12 protein-coding genes are annotated in these 15374 nt (G+C 62.9%); 5 read left to right on the top strand and 7 right to left on the bottom strand.

Going from position 1 to position 15374, the window contains the following annotated elements; translation table 11 throughout:
• The first annotated feature begins 319 nt into the window (after positions 1–319).
• Complete coding sequence (locus B9Z03_RS04645; protein ID WP_210191342.1) at positions 320–1195, top strand: sensor histidine kinase; 876 nt, start codon at positions 320–322, stop codon at positions 1193–1195.
• A gap of 356 nt (positions 1196–1551) precedes the next feature.
• On the opposite strand, the gene B9Z03_RS04640 is transcribed toward B9Z03_RS04645, so the two are convergent.
• The 6 genes from B9Z03_RS04640 to B9Z03_RS04615 all read right to left on the bottom strand — a co-directional run bounded on the left by B9Z03_RS04640 (position 1552) and on the right by B9Z03_RS04615 (position 6527).
• Positions 1552–2160 carry a cysteine hydrolase family protein gene (locus B9Z03_RS04640; RefSeq protein WP_085463111.1) on the bottom strand — a complete coding sequence of 203 codons (609 nt, stop codon included), beginning with the start codon at positions 2158–2160 and terminating at the stop codon, positions 1552–1554.
• Positions 2161–2167: 7 nt separating this feature from the next.
• Positions 2168–4270, bottom strand: coding sequence for a catalase (locus tag B9Z03_RS04635; protein WP_085463110.1), 2103 nt, complete (start codon positions 4268–4270; stop codon positions 2168–2170).
• 99 nt (positions 4271–4369) lie between these two features.
• Positions 4370–4876, bottom strand: coding sequence for a YciE/YciF ferroxidase family protein (locus B9Z03_RS04630; RefSeq protein WP_085467498.1), 507 nt, complete (start codon positions 4874–4876; stop codon positions 4370–4372).
• A 165-nt stretch (positions 4877–5041) separates the two neighbouring features.
• A complete protein-coding gene (locus tag B9Z03_RS04625; protein WP_432416987.1) occupies positions 5042–5569 on the bottom strand; it encodes a DNA-3-methyladenine glycosylase in 528 nt (175 codons plus the stop codon).
• Positions 5562–6326: an exodeoxyribonuclease III gene (xth, locus tag B9Z03_RS04620; protein WP_085463109.1), complete on the bottom strand. Its 765-nt coding sequence runs from the start codon at positions 6324–6326 to the stop codon at positions 5562–5564. Before xth ends, B9Z03_RS04625 begins: the two co-directional genes overlap by 8 nt.
• A gap of 18 nt (positions 6327–6344) precedes the next feature.
• Positions 6345–6527, bottom strand: coding sequence for a DUF3606 domain-containing protein (locus B9Z03_RS04615; protein ID WP_085463108.1), 183 nt, complete (start codon positions 6525–6527; stop codon positions 6345–6347).
• A gap of 132 nt (positions 6528–6659) precedes the next feature.
• Here B9Z03_RS04615 and ligD point away from each other — a divergent pair, with 132 nt between their 5' ends.
• Positions 6660–8597, top strand: a complete 1938-nt coding sequence (gene ligD, locus B9Z03_RS04610; RefSeq protein ID WP_085463107.1) for a DNA ligase D — start codon at positions 6660–6662, stop codon at positions 8595–8597.
• Between the two features lie 8 nt (positions 8598–8605).
• On the opposite strand, the gene dinB is transcribed toward ligD, so the two are convergent.
• A complete protein-coding gene (dinB, locus tag B9Z03_RS04605; RefSeq protein ID WP_085467496.1) occupies positions 8606–9673 on the bottom strand; it encodes a DNA polymerase IV in 1068 nt (355 codons plus the stop codon).
• 239 nt (positions 9674–9912) lie between these two features.
• Between dinB and B9Z03_RS04600 the strand changes: the two genes are divergently transcribed.
• From B9Z03_RS04600 to B9Z03_RS04590, 3 genes are read left to right on the top strand one after another with little or no spacing between them, the layout of a single operon-like run.
• Positions 9913–10674, top strand: a complete 762-nt coding sequence (locus tag B9Z03_RS04600; RefSeq protein ID WP_085463106.1) for an ImuA family protein — start codon at positions 9913–9915, stop codon at positions 10672–10674.
• Positions 10589–12109, top strand: coding sequence for a Y-family DNA polymerase (locus B9Z03_RS04595; RefSeq protein WP_085463105.1), 1521 nt, complete (start codon positions 10589–10591; stop codon positions 12107–12109). The genes B9Z03_RS04600 and B9Z03_RS04595 overlap by 86 nt, the downstream gene beginning before the upstream one ends.
• Entirely contained in the window at positions 12106–15372 is a 3267-nt protein-coding gene (locus tag B9Z03_RS04590; protein WP_085463104.1) for an error-prone DNA polymerase, read from the top strand. Before B9Z03_RS04595 ends, B9Z03_RS04590 begins: the two co-directional genes overlap by 4 nt.
• The last annotated feature ends 2 nt before the right edge of the window (positions 15373–15374 follow it).

Genomic DNA, 15374 nt, shown 5'->3' with positions numbered 1-15374 from the left:
CGCGCCCCTCCTGCAGATATGCGGTCGCCGCGTGCTTTATCATTTATCCGAAGGTTTTTCGCGAGGTTGCGTGTCCATCGAGATAATGTATCGATTACGCTCTGTTAGCCCCGCAGCGGGTGGCATTGGGGTTTTTTCAGTGGCTGTTTCTCGGTACCCATTTCTTGACGTCGACAGTGCGTCTGCTCGAGTGATCGCCGAGCATGATTGGTCGACGTCGCATCTCGGACCGATTGAAACCTGGCGGCCGGTCCTGCGATCAACGATCGGTTTGATGCTGCGGTCAGCATTCCCAAAAGCGCTGGTCTGGGGAACCGAGATGATCACCTTTCACAACGACGCTTTCCTGCCGATCCTCGGCGGCAAGCCTGCTGCGATCGGCGTACCGTTCGACAAGGTGTGGGCGGAAGCCTGGGACGACATCGGGCCGATCGCCCTGAAGGCGCTCGCTGGTGACGCAACGTTCATCGAGAACTTCCCGCTTGTCATCAACCGGACGGGCGACCCCGAACAGGCCTACTTCACTTTCTGCTACAGCCCAGTCGTCGATGCCGATGGACAGGTGCAAGGCTTCATGGACACCGTCGTCGAGACGACCGAGACCGTCCTCGCCCAGCGACGCTCGGACGTTCTCAATGCAGAGCTTTCCCACCGCATCCGCAACATCCTCACCCTCGTCAGTTCGATTGCATCGCAGACTGTGCGCGCCTCCGAAGATCGCAACGATATCGAGAGGACGTTGAGCCGACGCCTTCAGGCCCTGGCAGACGTCCAGAATGTCCTCCGCTCCGGCGTCACGACCGAAGCGGAAATCCACGGAATCATCTCCACCGCGCTTGCCCCGCATGCCATCGAGGAAGGCCGGGTTCTCGCAGAAGGTCCCAACCTCAAGCTGTCGGAAGAGAAGGCGCTCGCCCTTTCCCTCGCGCTCAACGAACTGGTGACCAATGCGATCAAGTACGGCTCCCTCTCAAACGGAGAAGGACAGGTCGCAATTTCATGGCAAGTCGTCGACAACAAAGGCCTTCATCTGGTGTGGAGAGAGCGCGGGGGACCTAGAGTAATGCCCCCACTGAGATCAGGCTTCGGCTCCCGCTTGATTCAGCGTCACGTTGCGGCAGCTTTCGGAGCCAAGGCACACATCACCTTTGATCCAGAGGGCGTTGTGTACGAGATCGTACCGGACGGAGCGTGACCATATCCACGTCAATACTAGCTCGGATATTAGACGTTGACGGCAGCTTTGCCGGATATGTGGATCGATCCCTGGCAGACCGAACACGGCCCTGATCCTGCCCTGCGGCAGCTGTTGTCCAAGCCGCACACGATCCACACTGGAGGCGAAGGTACGGACATCGTGGATCGATAGCTGAGAGCGACGCATCGATACGCCGGTGCGTGTTTCCTCAGGCGCAATCTTCCGCCTTATGCATGATACTGTTGAGAGCGTGTCTATCCGGTGCGGATGAGGTACTGTCCGCGGTCAACCTAATCCCGACCGGCGACGGCCCCTCGGGACCGAATCTCAGACGTAGACGAGACAGAAGTCGGTCATGGCCAAGCGGCCACGATTTCTTCGGTAGTGACGATCTCGACCTGCTCGCTGAATCGAGACGAATAGAGCGTCATTGCGGCGTCGTGGGTCTCGTCCGCGGAGCCGCATATGGCGTCGGCGACGATCACTGTTCGAAAACCCCGGTCGATCGCGCCGAGCACTGTCGCCAGGACACAGACATCCGTCTCTCCCCCTGTGACCACGAGAGTGTGGGTGCTGCCGCGCTTCAGCATTGCGTCAAGACGGCCTTCCGTCCACGGTGAATAGACCAGCTTGTCGAGGATGGTTGCCGGAGGCACAAAACGCGCGAGCGAAGGCACTAGCTCGATCGCATGCGGATCGACGCGGTCGAGTGTCAGGGATTCCCACTTGCGGTAGTAGCGCTTCCACATTCCAGGCGCGACCTCAGCCCTGGGTGCGGGGATGAAGCGAGTGAACACTGTCTGGTTCACGTGCCGCCCAGCGATTTCTTCGATCGCTGGAAGGACCCTCCCCATCCATGGATTTGACCACGGCGATCCGGGCAGGAAAACTGCCTGCATGTCTACGCACAGATGCAGGCAGTTTTCGCCGAGAGGTCCGTGGATCAGTCCCTTGCTGGCCATTGTCCGGCTACAGCTTCACCTTCGCCTCGCGTGCCCATAGCCGGAGCTTGCGGCAACTGTCGATGAACGCTGCGATGTCGGCTGCCGAACCGAGCGGTATCACGCCCTCGTCCGGCTCGACACCGGTCTTGTCTAGCAGCGGCTTCGCCGCTTCGACATGCGCGATGAACTTGCAGTGAGCGAACGCGTCGGCGATGAAGTCGCGCACCGCCGCTTCCTTGACCAGTTGCTCGGTGCCTTCCGGACTGACGATGATCGCGACGGCGTCATAGAGGACTGACGGCCCGCCATCGATCATTTGCTTGCCTTCGATCATCGATCCGTCGGTCGCCTCCACGCCGCCGACCTTCGGCGCGACGATTTCCATCTTGGCGCCTTCCTTCTTCAGCGCTGCCTCCAGCTTCTTCAACAGCGCGCCGTCACACCCGTCAGTGACCAGCACACCGACCTTCCTGCCCTTGAAACTGCCGGGCCCATTCCTGACAATCGAAAGCGCGTCGGAGGCCGGCAAATCGTCGCGCGGCGCGATTGCTGCATCGGCTTTCTTCGGCAGCGTCTTTATCCCGAGCTTCTCGGCGACCGTTTCGCCCAGCCCCTCGTCGATGTTCAGCAGATGCGACACCATCCGCTCGCGAATGGTGACGGTCTCGACTTTCGACAGTTCGAAGGTGAGCGCCATGGCGATGTGCTTTTGCTCCGTCACGGTCTGGCTGACGAAGAACTGGCGCGCCTGACTGTAGTGGTCGGCGAAGCTTTCCGCGCGAAGACGGACCTTCTGTCCATCCTCGGCATCCGCGAACGAGCGGAAGCCCTTTTGCGGATGCTCGCGCGGCCCCAAGCCCCAGGAGTTCGGCTGATAGTTCGCCCGGCCGACGGGATTGCGCATCGCCATGTGCCCGTCCTGCTGGAAGTGATGCATCGGGCACTTCGGCGCGTTGATCGGGATGTGGGTGAAGTTGGGTCCGCCAAGCCGCTTCAGCTGCGTGTCGAGATAAGAGAAGTTTCTCCCCTGCAGCAGCGGGTCGTTCGAGAAATCCACGCCCGGCGGCACGTTCTGGGTCATGAACGCGACCTGCTCGGTCTCGGCGAAAAAATTGTCGGGCATGCGGTCGAGCACGAGCCGGCCCACCGGGATCGGTTCGACGATCTCTTCAGGAATGATCTTGGTCGGGTCGAGTATGTCGAAATCGAACGAGTCGGCGAACTCCTGGTCGAAGAGTTGCACGCAGAGCTCCCACTCGGGAAAGTCGCCCGCCTGTATCGCGTCCCAGAGGTCACGGCGGTGGAAGTCCGGATCGGCACCGTTGATCTTCACCGCCTCGTTCCAAATGACCGACTGAAGGCCGAGCTTCGGCTTCCAGATGAACTTGACGAAGGTCGACTCGTCCTTCGCGTTCAGGAAGCGGAACGTGTGGACGCCGAAGCCTTCCATGAAGCGGAAGGAGCGCGGGATCGCCCGATCGGACATAATCCACATGATCATGTGCATGGATTCCGGAGTGAGCGAGATAAAGTCCCAGAAATTGTCGTGTGCCGACTGGGCCTGGGGGAATGCGCGGTCAGGCTCCTCTTTCACGGCATGGACGAGATCCGGAAACTTGATCGCGTCCTGGATGAAGAACACGGGGATGTTGTTGCCGACGATGTCCCAATTGCCCTCCTGCGTGTAGAGCTTGACCGCGAAGCCGCGCACGTCGCGGGCGAGGTCGAAGGAGCCCTTCGCCCCCGCTACGGTCGAGAAGCGGACAAAGGCGGGCGTTTTCTCTCCTGCGCGCTGGAAGATGTCGGCGCGGGTGTATTTCGCCAAGGATTCGTAAGTCTCGAAATAGCCATGCGCACCATAGCCGCGGGCATGCACCACGCGCTCCGGAATGCGCTCATGGTCGAAGTGGAAGATCTTCTCGCGGAAGTGAAAATCCTCGATCAGCGCCGGGCCGCGCTCGCCGATCTTCAACGTGTTCTGATCATCTGAGACAGGAGCGCCCTGCGATGTCGTCAGAATCTCGGTGTCGCCTTCTCCGGTTTGGTGCAGTTCGCCGCCGTTGCCGCGAACGAGCTTCTGATCGTGAATGCTGGCTGCCTTGCCTTTTGCGGCTGGGGTGCGGGCCATCGATGTATCCTCGTGAACTGATGCAGTCTCCGGTTCGAAGACCTGGCAAATCCTGGAAGCAGAGCGGCACGGGAGTTCAACTCCCGGGCCGCTCACGGATCAGGCTGCCTTTCTCGCTTTCGCCCGTTCGTTGGCCGACGCGTCGGCGAGCTTGGTTAGATCGCTGTCGGTCTTCGATTCTTCCTGCAGCGTCGCATCGAGGAGCTTCGCGGCATCCGCCATGCCCAACTCGGTCGCCCAGCGCTTCAGCGTGCCGTAGCGGGTGATTTCGTAGTGCTCGACAGCCTGAGCAGCGGAGATCAGGCCGGCATCGAGTGCGACCGTGTCCTTGAACTCGTCCATGATTTCTTCGCCTTCGGCGATGATGCCTTCGATTGCATCACAGGTCTTGCCCTGGGCGCGCTTGCCGATGATCTCGAACACCTGCTGCAGGCGCTCGACATGACCTTCGGTCTCGTCCTTGTGCTTGTCGAAGGCGGCTTTCAGCTCTTCAGACTGTGCGGCGCGCTTCATCTTGGGCAGCGCCTTTAGGATTTTCCGCTCGGCGTAGTAGATGTCCTTCAGCGTATCGTGGAAGAGGTCTTCCAGTGTCTTTTCCTTGGCCATTTTCATGTCCCTTTCGCAGATTTTTTGTGGAGGCACACGCTCACGTGGGCGTGAACACTCCTTCAACGAAGGATGTGCACCGCCGTTCCGAAGCGCGTTCGAAATAGCTTGCTTTCGGTGCCGAAGGTGCTGGCTCGAAGGATCCAGCGTTTTGACGACTTGGGATCAGGTAAATTTCCGGCTTAGGAACGGCGACCCGCTCAGCCCGAACCGCCACGGACGATCGACGTCGCGGGAAATGCCGATACGGACGCCCGTGACAACTTCCGAGGTGTCACTGGGGACGCGAAGGCAGAATGGCGGATCCAGCATGGATTGGCCGTTATGTGTGATGTCGATGCCGAGGGCCGCGCAGAGCCGGCCAGGTCCGGTGGCGAACAATCGCGGCGCGTCTGTCCTGCGCCGTGCCGCCATCAATTCCAATCCTGCGGTGGGCGCAAGGGCCCGGAGGAGGACAGCGCTGCCGGGAAGGCATACAGCATTGAGGCACCAGTGGAGTCCATAGGAACGATACACATAGGCAGTCCCAGGAGCTTCGAACATAGCCGCGTTGCGAGGTGTCATACCGCGGAAGCTATGCGATGCGGCATCGTCGGTGGTGTAGGCCTCGGTTTCGACGATCACTCCGCCGACGCCGGCCAGCCCTCGGCAAAGTAGACCAGCATCGGCTTCTATCGCTCGAGTCTTATCCACGCGGCGCGTGGTCGCTTGGCTTTTCCAATGCTCTCGTCTCAATATCCACCCCAGCATCTCGCAGTTGCGCTGCCATGGACGGGCTTATCAGCAAATGGTCCATCCGTAGACCAGAGCTTCTGTCGTAACCGCCTCCATAAGAGTGGTTCCAATAGGTATAGAGGCCCTTTTCCGGATGGATCCGCCGAACCGCATCCGCCCAACCATCGTCAAGCATCTCGGCATAGGCTTGCCGGCTCTCGGGGAAGTAAACCGCATCCCCAAGCCAGCGCCGTGGCGCAACCGCGTCGATAGGAGTCGGAACGACATTATAGTCCCCGCACAGCACCGTCGGCGCTCCTGCCTCAAGCAGTTGCCGACCGTAGCTGATCAGACGGGCGAACCAGGCCAGCTTATAGTCGAACTTGGGACCAGGGGCCGGATTCCCATTCGGCAGATAGAGGCAGCCCACGACCAGCCCGTCGACGTCAGCCTCAATATAGCGGCTATGGGTATCATCGGGATCGCCTGGCAAGCCGCGCCGGCGTTCGACCGGGTCCATCCCCCGCGTGAGGATAGCCACTCCGTTGTACGATTTCTGGCCATGCCAGATCGCTCCGTACCCGACCTCGCGAATAGCCTCGATCGGAAACTTCTCGTCTGAGGTCTTCAACTCCTGGAGGCAAACGATGTCGTAGTTGGTGGCCGCCAGCCACTTGAGGAGCACCGGCAGCCGACTATTGACCCCGTTCACGTTAAAGGTGGCGATGCGAACCATTGTCGGCAGCGTTCGCACTCACTTCTTGCCGAGCTTGTCTTCGACCTTCTTGCGACTGTTGCCGACCGATTTCACAGCCGACTTGACCTCGGCCTTCGAGGTCCCGGTCTTGCCCGCCTCGTATTTCACTTCGTGATCCTGCCCTCCGGCGACCTTCGCGCGGTCCTGGCTGCGCCCACGGGTTGTTTGAGTAGTAGCCATCTTCGTTCCTCCAAGATTGCTTTCCGGTACCCAACAACGTCGTCGGACTCTTTGGGTTCAATCCTTGGACGCATCTTGTGGAACAAAGTCCCAGGGCAGAGTATTGAATCTGGCCATGTATCCGAGTTCCCTATGCCGGCCATAGAGGCCGCTCTCAGCAAAAAGCGCACACGGCGCAGGGACTCAGAATCTATCTCCGGTTACGCACTCCCGAACTTTCGACCGTTTCAGCTTTGCACGCTGACGGAAGACCTTCCCGTGGGCGCAAACTGGCTCTTCGAAATGAAGTTCGATGGCTATCGGGCACAAACCGCAATCTCCGGTTCTGATGTTGTAGTTTACACTCGAAACGGCCATGACTGGACCCGCCAGTTCAAGGTGATCCTGCCGACATTGCGATCGCTGACGAAGGGGTCGGCCCTCATCGACGGCGAGATTGTCGCCATCGACAGTCAAGGCCGCACCAACTTCTCCATGCTGAAGACCGGCATCGCCGCCGGCCTGCCACTCAAGTTCTACGCCTTCGACCTCCTTGAGTTGAACGGCCTGGATCTGTCCAGCCGGCCGTTGATCGAGCGCAAGGAACGGCTCGCTGAACTGTTGGGTGATAGGGATCCGGACGATGTCCTGCAGTTCTCCAGCCATATCGCCGACAATGGCAAAACGATCTTCGATACGATGTGCGCAGGCGGCCACGAGGGAGTCATCGCCAAGCGCGCCGACAGCCGGTACGTCGGTGACCGGACTCCGGCTTGGCTCAAGATCAAATGCACGAAGCGGCAGGAATTCGTGGTCGGGGGCTATCGGCCCAGCGAAACTGGCGGCGGCATGGCCTCTCTGATCCTCGGCACTTATGAGAATGGAAAGCTGATCTACAGGGGCCGCGTGGGCACCGGGTTCACCGAGGCAATGCGGAATAAAATACTGGCGCAGCTCGAGAGAAGGCGCCTCGACAAACCCGCCTTCGCGTCCGTGCCGCGCGACATTGCCCGCCGCGCCCGCTGGGTAAAGCCCGAGCTCGTGGCCGAAGTGACATATTCGGAGGTGACTCCCGACGGCAGCCTGCGTCACCCCAGTTTTGAGGGGATGCGTGAAGACAAGCGAGCCGACCAGGTGGTGATGGAGGTCGCCAAAGCGCCGGCAATGCCCGCTACGGCCAATCTCGATCCTGGCATGGGCAAGGAGATCGCAGGCGCCGTCGGCGTGACCCTCACGCATCCCGACAAGGTCATGTATCCGGACACCAGGGTGACCAAGGCAACGCTCGCCGCATACTACGTTGCTGTCGCCGAGAAGATGCTGCCTCATATCGAAGACCGGCCTCTCTCCCTAGTGCGCGACACCGACGGGGACCTGCAAAAGACCTTCTTTCAAAAGCACAAGCTGCCAGGCATGCCCAAGGCCATCCATGACGGCCGGCTGGAGAAAATGTCCGGCAAGGAAAGCCGCGTTCTGTGGGTCGATGACCTGGCGGGCCTCATCGCGGGCGTCCAAATGAACGTCCTCGAATTCCATGTCTGGGGTAGCCTCCGCCAGCAGCCGGACCTGCCGCACCGGATAGTCTTCGACATCGACCCGGACGAGGGTCTGGGTTTCGACGACGTCAAGCAGGCGGCTCTCGACATACGGGGTGTGCTGGAGGCGCTGGGCCTTCAATCCTGGCCACTCCTGTCCGGAGGCAAGGGCGTTCACGTGATCGTCCCACTCGTCCCCGAGGCCGACTGGGAAGCGGCCAAGAGCTTCTGCCAGGACTTGGCCGAACTGCTCGCTCGCACCGACCCGTCCCGCTTCATCGCGAACATGAGCAAGGCGAAGCGAAAGGGCCGCATGTTCCTCGACTACCTCCGCAACGGTCAGGGCGCCACAGCGATATGCCCATGGTCAACCCGGGCCCGCTCGGGCGCATCGTGCGCGGTGCCAGTCGCTTGGGACGAGTTGCCGACTTTCAAAAGCGCGAACGCGTTCGACGTCTTTGCCGCTGCCGCGCGCGCCCAAGAGCCGGATCCATGGAAGGGCTATTTCGACGTCGAGCAGGTTCTGACGGAGAGAATTCGCAAAGCGATCCGATAGCGCATTCCCTAGATTGTTAGCGACATCTGGCGGTCTGCCTCGGCGGCCCTTCCACTCAGATTTGAAAGTGTCACGCCGAGCAGGCGTATTCCCTTGCTGACGGGAAATACCTGTTCGAGCAGCGTGCCGGCCAGGGTTGCGAGGTCCGTCTGCGCCTCGATGACGCCACCGATCGTGCGGCTACGTGTGATCTGCTGAAAGTCGGCGAACTTAACCTTGAGTGTCACGGTACGGCATTGGATCGATCGCTCCTCGCAATAGCTCCAGACCTTGCCGACCAGCGGCGCCAGTTCCTTTAGAGCACTTTCCAGGTTGAACAGGTCGCTCGCGAAGGTGTCCTCAGCTCCCACCGACTTGCGTTCGCGATTGGCGCGCACTGGGCGTTCGTCGATGCCGCGAGCGATCCAGTAGTAGTAGGGGCCCGCCTTCCCGAACTTCTCCTCGAGGAACGCCAGGCTCTGCTCCCGCAGGTCGGCACCGGTCTCGATCCCCAGCCGCGCCATCTTGTCGGCGGTCGCTGGACCGACACCGTGGAATTTCCGCACCGGCAGACCCTCGACAAAGGCCGGACCCAGCTTTGGGGTAATAACAAATAGTCCGTCCGGCTTGTTCTGGCCGGAGGCGAGCTTGGCCAGAAACTTGTTGTAGCTGACGCCAGCCGAAGCGGTCAGGCCGGTTTCGGCCTTGATCTTTGCGCGGATCATTTCGGCGATTGCCGTGGCGACCGGAATGCCCTGCAGATTGTCAGTGACATCGAGATAGGCCTCGTCGAGCGAAAGCGGTTCGATAAGTGGCGTATGCTCGGCAAAGATTGCGTGGATCTGCTGGGAAACGGCGCGGTAGGCTTCAAAGCGCGGGGGTACGAAGATGAGTTCGGGGCATTTGCGCTTGGCCGTGATCGACGGCATGGCCGATCGCACCCCGAATTTCCTCGCTTCGTAGCTCGCAGCGGCCACTACGCCGCGCGCGGCCGAGCCGCCGACCGCCACCGGCTTGCCCCGCAGATCCGGATTGTCGCGCTGTTCGACCGAGGCGAAGAAGGCATCCATGTCGACATGGATGATCTTGCGAAGCATGGCCGTGCCTTCCCTCGGCGCCTCACCTTCCTCGTCCCTGTCGCGTCGCTCGTCCACTTCGCCGTCCTGCCTCCACACCAGCGCATACAAAGATAGACCGCATCTTGATCAAGGGCAGTCTGGGATCAACTTTGGAGCAGCGCAACGAGTCCGATTGACTCTCGGACACCAAAGAGAACAAATAAGGAACATATCAACCCCGAAATCCATTGGGAAGACAGTTTGAGAGTGTTTCGCTCATGGGTCAGCCGGCCGCCAGCCCTGCTATCGCTGCGCTCCGCGAGCGGATCGCGCGCCTCGAAGGCGGAGCGGCGCGCAACCGCGCGACACTGCCATTCGGCGTCGCCGCTATCGACAAGGTTCTGCCGGGAGGGGGGCTGGCACTCGGGGCGCTGCATGAGGTCGCTGGCGGTCGCAATGGCGCGATTGATGGTGCCGCGGCAGCCCTCTTTGCCGCCGGCATTGCATCGCGTACCAAAGGCAAAGTTCTCTGGTGTGTCAGCCGGCAGGATCTTTTCGCCCCCGCCTTGGCGCAGGCGGGCCTACTTCCCGGCCGCGTCGTCTATGTCGAGGCCGGTGACGAAGCCTCGGTGCTCGCTTGCTTCGAGGAAGGGCTTCGCCATGGCGGGCTAGGCGCCGTCGTTGCCGAGTTGGCCCGGCTCTCCATGACCGCCTCCCGTCGCCTGCAACTGGCCGCCGAAACCTCCGGCGCCATCGGTATCGCCATCCGCCGCTGGCGTCGACAAACCGAGGCGACCGATTTTGGACAACCGACCGCCGCGGTCACCCGCTGGCGCGTCTCCGCGCTTCCTTCCCGCCCCTTGCCGGTCCCCGGCGTCGGTCGTGCTCGCTGGCTGCTCGAACTCATCCGGGTGCGGGCGGGGGAAAGTGCCGATTTTGAAGTGGAAGCCTGCGATGACAAGGGTCGTCTCGCTCTATTTTCCGACCTGGCCGACCGATCGCCTGCGGCGCGCGATGGGCGCATCCGCGCCCTCGGCTGAAACCCCGATCGTCATGCTCGGCCGGCAGGGAAACCGGCGGCTGGTGCTGGCCGCCGATGCGGCGGCGCGCGCAGCCGGCCTGCGCGTCGGCATGCCGGCGAGCAAGGCCCAGGTTCTGGTGCCCAACCTCCAGAGCTTCGACCTCGACGCGGCGGGCGATGCCGCGGCGCTCGATAGAATGGCGCTCTGGTGCCTGCGCTACGCGCCGATCGTCGCCGCAGATCCGCCCGATGGCCTCATCATCGACACCACGGGCGCCGATCATCTGCATGGCGGGGAAGCGGCGATGCTCGAGGGGCTGGTGTCGCGCATGGCGGCCTCCGGGATCGACGCTCGGGTCGCAGTGGCGGACACCTGGGGCGCCGCCCATGCCTGCGCGCGCTTCCTCGCCCGCCCGACCTTCATCGCCCCCACGGGGCAAGCTCCGGCGATCGTGCGCGGCCTTCCGATTGGCGCCTTGCGGCTTCCCCACGAGATCGTCTCCGGCCTGCTCACGCTCGGCTTCGAGCGCGTGGACGACCTCGAAGCGGCGCCGCGCGCCTCTCTGACCCTACGCTTCGGGCCCGAGCTCGGCCGCCGCCTCGACCAGGCCCTGGGCCGGCGTGGCGAGCCGTTCGAGCCCGTCCGCTCGCCCGAAATCATCGAAGTCCGCCGCGCTTTCGGCGAACCGATCAGCGCCGCCGAGACCATCGCCCGCTACATGGGCAAGCTCGTCACGGCGCTCTGCGACGCGCTTGAGGCCAGGGGGCTCGGCGCCCGCCGGCTCGACCTCGTCTTTCACCGCGTCGACAACCGGATCGAAGCCATCCGCGCCGGGACCGCCGTGCCCGTGCGCGACGTCAAGCGGCTGACCCGGCTCCTCACCGACCTGATCGAAACCGTAGACCCCGGCTTCGGCATCGAGGTCATGACGCTGGCCGCAACCCTCGCCGAGCCCTTCGGAGCCAAACAGACCATCTCGTCGCTGGTCGAGGAACCGGAGCCCGACATCACCGATCTCATCGACACGCTCAGCAACCGCATCGGCGAACAGCGGCTCTATCGCTTTGCCCCGGTCGAGAGCGACGTGCCGGAACGCTCGATCCAGCGCGTTGCGCCGACCGCGCCCGATGACGGGACGAGTTGGCCAGGCGACTGGCCGCGCCCGCCGCGTCTGCTGGCGCATCCCGAACCCATCGAGACCATGGCGCTGCTGCCCGACCATCCGCCGGTCTGGTTCAGTTGGCGCGGCATCCGGCATCGCGTCGCCCGGGCAGACGGCCCGGAGCGGGTGTTCGGCGAATGGTGGCAGCGCGATGCCGAACTGATCGCGGTTCGCGACTATTTCCAGGTGGAGGACGCGTCCGGGGAGCGCTTCTGGATCTACCGCGCCGGCGACGGCGAGGATCCCGAGACCGGCTCACACAAGTGGTTTCTGCATGGGGTCTTCGCATGAGTGGGCCGCGCTATGCCGAATTGCAGGTCACCAGCCACTTCTCGTTTCTGCGCGGTGCGAGCAGTTGCGACGAGCTTTTCGCCCAGGCCGCCGCGCTCGGTATCGAGGCCCTGGCGGTTGTCGACCGCAATTCGCTGGCCGGCATTGTGCGTGCCCATCAGGCCGCCAAGGACACCGGCATCCGGCTCATCGTCGGCTGCCGCCTCGATCTGGTCGATGGCATGTCGGTGCTGGTCTATCCGACCGATCGCGCCGCCTATTCCCGGCTGTGCCGGCTACTCACCCTGGGAAAGAAGCGCGGCGGCAAGGCAAAGTGCCACCTCGAGTGGGACGACGTCGCCACCTACGCCGAGGGTCTCATCGCGGTCCTCGTCCCCGATCAGGCGGATGAGACCTGCGCGATGCAACTCCGGCGCCTGCGCGAAGCCTTCAAGGACCGCGCCTTTCTCGCCCTGACCCTGCGGCGCCGGCCCAACGATCAGCTTCGCCTCCACGAATTGTCCAACCTCGCCACCCAGATGCGGGTGCCGACGGTGGTGACGAACGACGTTCTGTTCCACGAGCCCGGCCGGCGCATCCTGCAGGATGCGGTGACGGCCATTCGCCACAACATCACGATCGACCAGTTGGGCTTCAGGCGCGAGCGCCATGCCGACCGCTATCTCAAGCCACCCGAGGAAATGGCCCGGCTGTTCTCGCGCTATCCCGAAGCTCTGGCGCGCACGCACGAGATTGCCCGCCAGTGCCGCTTCTCGCTCGACGAACTGGCCTATCAATATCCGGAAGAGAAGATGATGCCCGGACTGACGGCGCAGCAGGCGCTTGAGAAACTCACCTGGGAAGGCGCCGACCGGCGCTATCCCGAAGGCGTCCCGGACAAGGTCATCGCCCTCATCAAACATGAATTGCGGCTGATCGAGACGCTGCAATATGCTCCCTACTTCCTGACCGTAAACGCCATCGTGCAGTTCGCGCGCAGCCGGGACATCCTGTGCCAGGGCAGAGGCTCGGCCGCCAATTCGGCCGTCTGCTACGTGCTGGGCATCACCAGCATTGATCCCGAGCGCAACAATCTGCTGTTCGAGCGCTTCGTCAGTCAGGAGCGCAAGGAGCCGCCCGACATCGACGTCGATTTCGAGCACGAGCGGCGCGAGATCGTCATGCAGTGGGTCTACGAGACTTATGGCCGCGACCACAGCGCGCTCTGCTCGACCGTCGTGCGCTATCACACCAAGGGCGCCGTCCGCGACATCGGCAAGGCGCTCGGCCTGCCCGAGGACGTCACCAAGCTGCTCTCCTCGCAGGTCTGGGGTCACGGCGAGGGCATCGACGAGACGCGCGCCCGAGAGCTCAATCTCAACGTCGCCGATCGCCGGCTGCGGCTGACGCTGGAACTGGCGCAGCAACTGGAGGGCACGCCCCGGCACCTGTCGCAGCATCCGGGCGGTTTCGTTCTGACCAATGACAGGCTCGACGACCTGGCGCCGATCGAGCCGGCCCGCATGGTCGACCGCCAGGTCATCGAATGGGACAAGGACGATATCGACATCCTCAAATTCATGAAGGTCGACGTTCTCGCCCTCGGTATGCTCACCTGCATGAAGCGCTCCTTCGACCTCCTGGCCGAGCACAAGGGTGTCACCCTCGACCTTGCGACTATCCCGGCCGAGGACCCGGCGACCTATGCGATGATCCGCAAGGCCGACACGATCGGCGTCTTCCAGATCGAAAGCCGGGCCCAGATGTCGATGCTGCCGCGCATCAAGCCCCGCACCTTCTATGATCTGGTCGTCGAGGTCGCCATCGTTCGTCCCGGTCCCATCCAGGGCGACATGGTCCATCCCTATCTTCGCCGCCGCGAGGGCAAGGAGCCGGTCGAATTCCCGACGCCCGAACTGGAGCGCGTGCTCGGCAAGACGCTGGGTGTACCGCTATTCCAGGAGCAGGCCATGCAGGTCGCCATGGTCTGCGCCGGCTTTTCCGCCGGCGAGGCCGACCAGTTGCGCCGTGCCATGGCGACGTTCAAGCACACCGGCGGCGTCAGCAAGTTCAAGGACAAGCTGATCGGCGGCATGATCGCCAACGGCTATACGCCGGATTTCGCGGCCAACACGTTCAAGCAGTTGGAAGGCTTCGGCAGCTACGGCTTCCCCGAAAGCCATGCCGCCAGCTTCGCGCTCATCGCCTACGCCTCATCCTGGATGAAGTGCCACCATCCCGACGTCTTCTGCTGCGCGCTGCTCAACGCCCAGCCGATGGGCTTCTATCTGCCGGCCCAGATCGTGCGCGATGCTCGCGATCATGGTGTCGATATCCGACCCGTCTGCATCAATGCCAGCCGCTGGGACTGCACGCTGGAACCGGACGGAGAGGATGGCCGGTTCGCCGTCCGTCTGGGTCTCCGCCTGGTGAAGGGCCTCGCCAATGCCGACGCTGCCGCGATTGTCGCCGCAAGGGCGGATGACCCCTTCGCCTCCATCGACGACCTCTGGCATCGCGCAGGCGTTCCCGCCGCCTCGCTCGTGCAACTCGCCGAAGCCGACGCCTTCCGCACCGATCTCGGCCTGGCGCGTCGCGAGGCGCTCTGGGCCCTCAAGGGGCTGCGAGACGAACCCTTGCCGCTCTTTGCCGCCGCGTCGGCACGTGAGCGGCAGACCGTCTCCGAGATTCACGAACCGGCCGTGCCCCTGCGCGCGATGACGGCCGGACGGGAAGTGGTCGAGGATTATGGGCATGTCGGGCTCACCCTGCGCAGTCATCCGCTGTCGTTCCTGCGCGCCGACCTTGTCCGGCGCCGCATCGTGACCTGCCGCGAGGCGATGCAGGCCCGCGACGGGCGCTGGCTGGAGGCCGCAGGTCTGGTGCTGGTGCGCCAGCGCCCCGGTTCGGCCAAGGGCGTCATGTTCCTCACCATGGAAGACGAGACCGGCGCCGCCAATGTCGTGGTCTGGGTCAAGGTCTTCGAGAAATTCCGCCGCGTGCTCCTCTCATCCTCGATGCTTGCGGTTCGTGGCAGGATTCAGCGCGAGGGCGAGGTCGTGCATCTCGTCGCCAACCAGCTCACCGACCTGTCCGGTGACCTCGCCAGCGTCGGCAACCGCGATACGCCGTTTCCGCTGCCGCATGGGCGCGGCGACGAGGCACACCATGGCGGTCCGGGCGCAGATCCTCGCAGCCTGCCGAAAGGGTTCCGGCCGCGCGACATGGTCGATCCCACATTGAAGGTCGATCCAATCAGGGTGAAGACACGCGATTTTCGCTAGGC

Origin of the sequence: Mesorhizobium australicum (assembly GCF_900177325.1) — a bacterium.
GTDB classification, from domain to species: Bacteria; Pseudomonadota; Alphaproteobacteria; order Rhizobiales; family Rhizobiaceae; genus Mesorhizobium_A; species Mesorhizobium_A australicum_A.
Note: the sequence above shows the minus strand (reverse complement) of the source record. Positions and strands in the feature narration are given on the sequence as shown.

Coding starts and splice junctions, on each gene's coding strand:
- B9Z03_RS04635 (WP_085463110.1), bottom strand. CDS start 4,270: ATGGCCCGCACCCCAGCCGCAAAAGGCAAGGCAGCCAGCATTCACGAT.
- B9Z03_RS04645 (WP_210191342.1), top strand. CDS start 320: ATGATCACCTTTCACAACGACGCTTTCCTGCCGATCCTCGGCGGCAAG.
- ligD (WP_085463107.1), top strand. CDS start 6,660: ATGCCGGCCATAGAGGCCGCTCTCAGCAAAAAGCGCACACGGCGCAGG.
- B9Z03_RS04630 (WP_085467498.1), bottom strand. CDS start 4,876: ATGGCCAAGGAAAAGACACTGGAAGACCTCTTCCACGATACGCTGAAG.
- B9Z03_RS04590 (WP_085463104.1), top strand. CDS start 12,106: ATGAGTGGGCCGCGCTATGCCGAATTGCAGGTCACCAGCCACTTCTCG.
- B9Z03_RS04595 (WP_085463105.1), top strand. CDS start 10,589: ATGACAAGGGTCGTCTCGCTCTATTTTCCGACCTGGCCGACCGATCGC.
- dinB (WP_085467496.1), bottom strand. CDS start 9,673: ATGCTTCGCAAGATCATCCATGTCGACATGGATGCCTTCTTCGCCTCG.
- B9Z03_RS04640 (WP_085463111.1), bottom strand. CDS start 2,160: ATGGCCAGCAAGGGACTGATCCACGGACCTCTCGGCGAAAACTGCCTG.
- xth (WP_085463109.1), bottom strand. CDS start 6,326: ATGGTTCGCATCGCCACCTTTAACGTGAACGGGGTCAATAGTCGGCTG.
- B9Z03_RS04600 (WP_085463106.1), top strand. CDS start 9,913: ATGGGTCAGCCGGCCGCCAGCCCTGCTATCGCTGCGCTCCGCGAGCGG.
- B9Z03_RS04615 (WP_085463108.1), bottom strand. CDS start 6,527: ATGGCTACTACTCAAACAACCCGTGGGCGCAGCCAGGACCGCGCGAAG.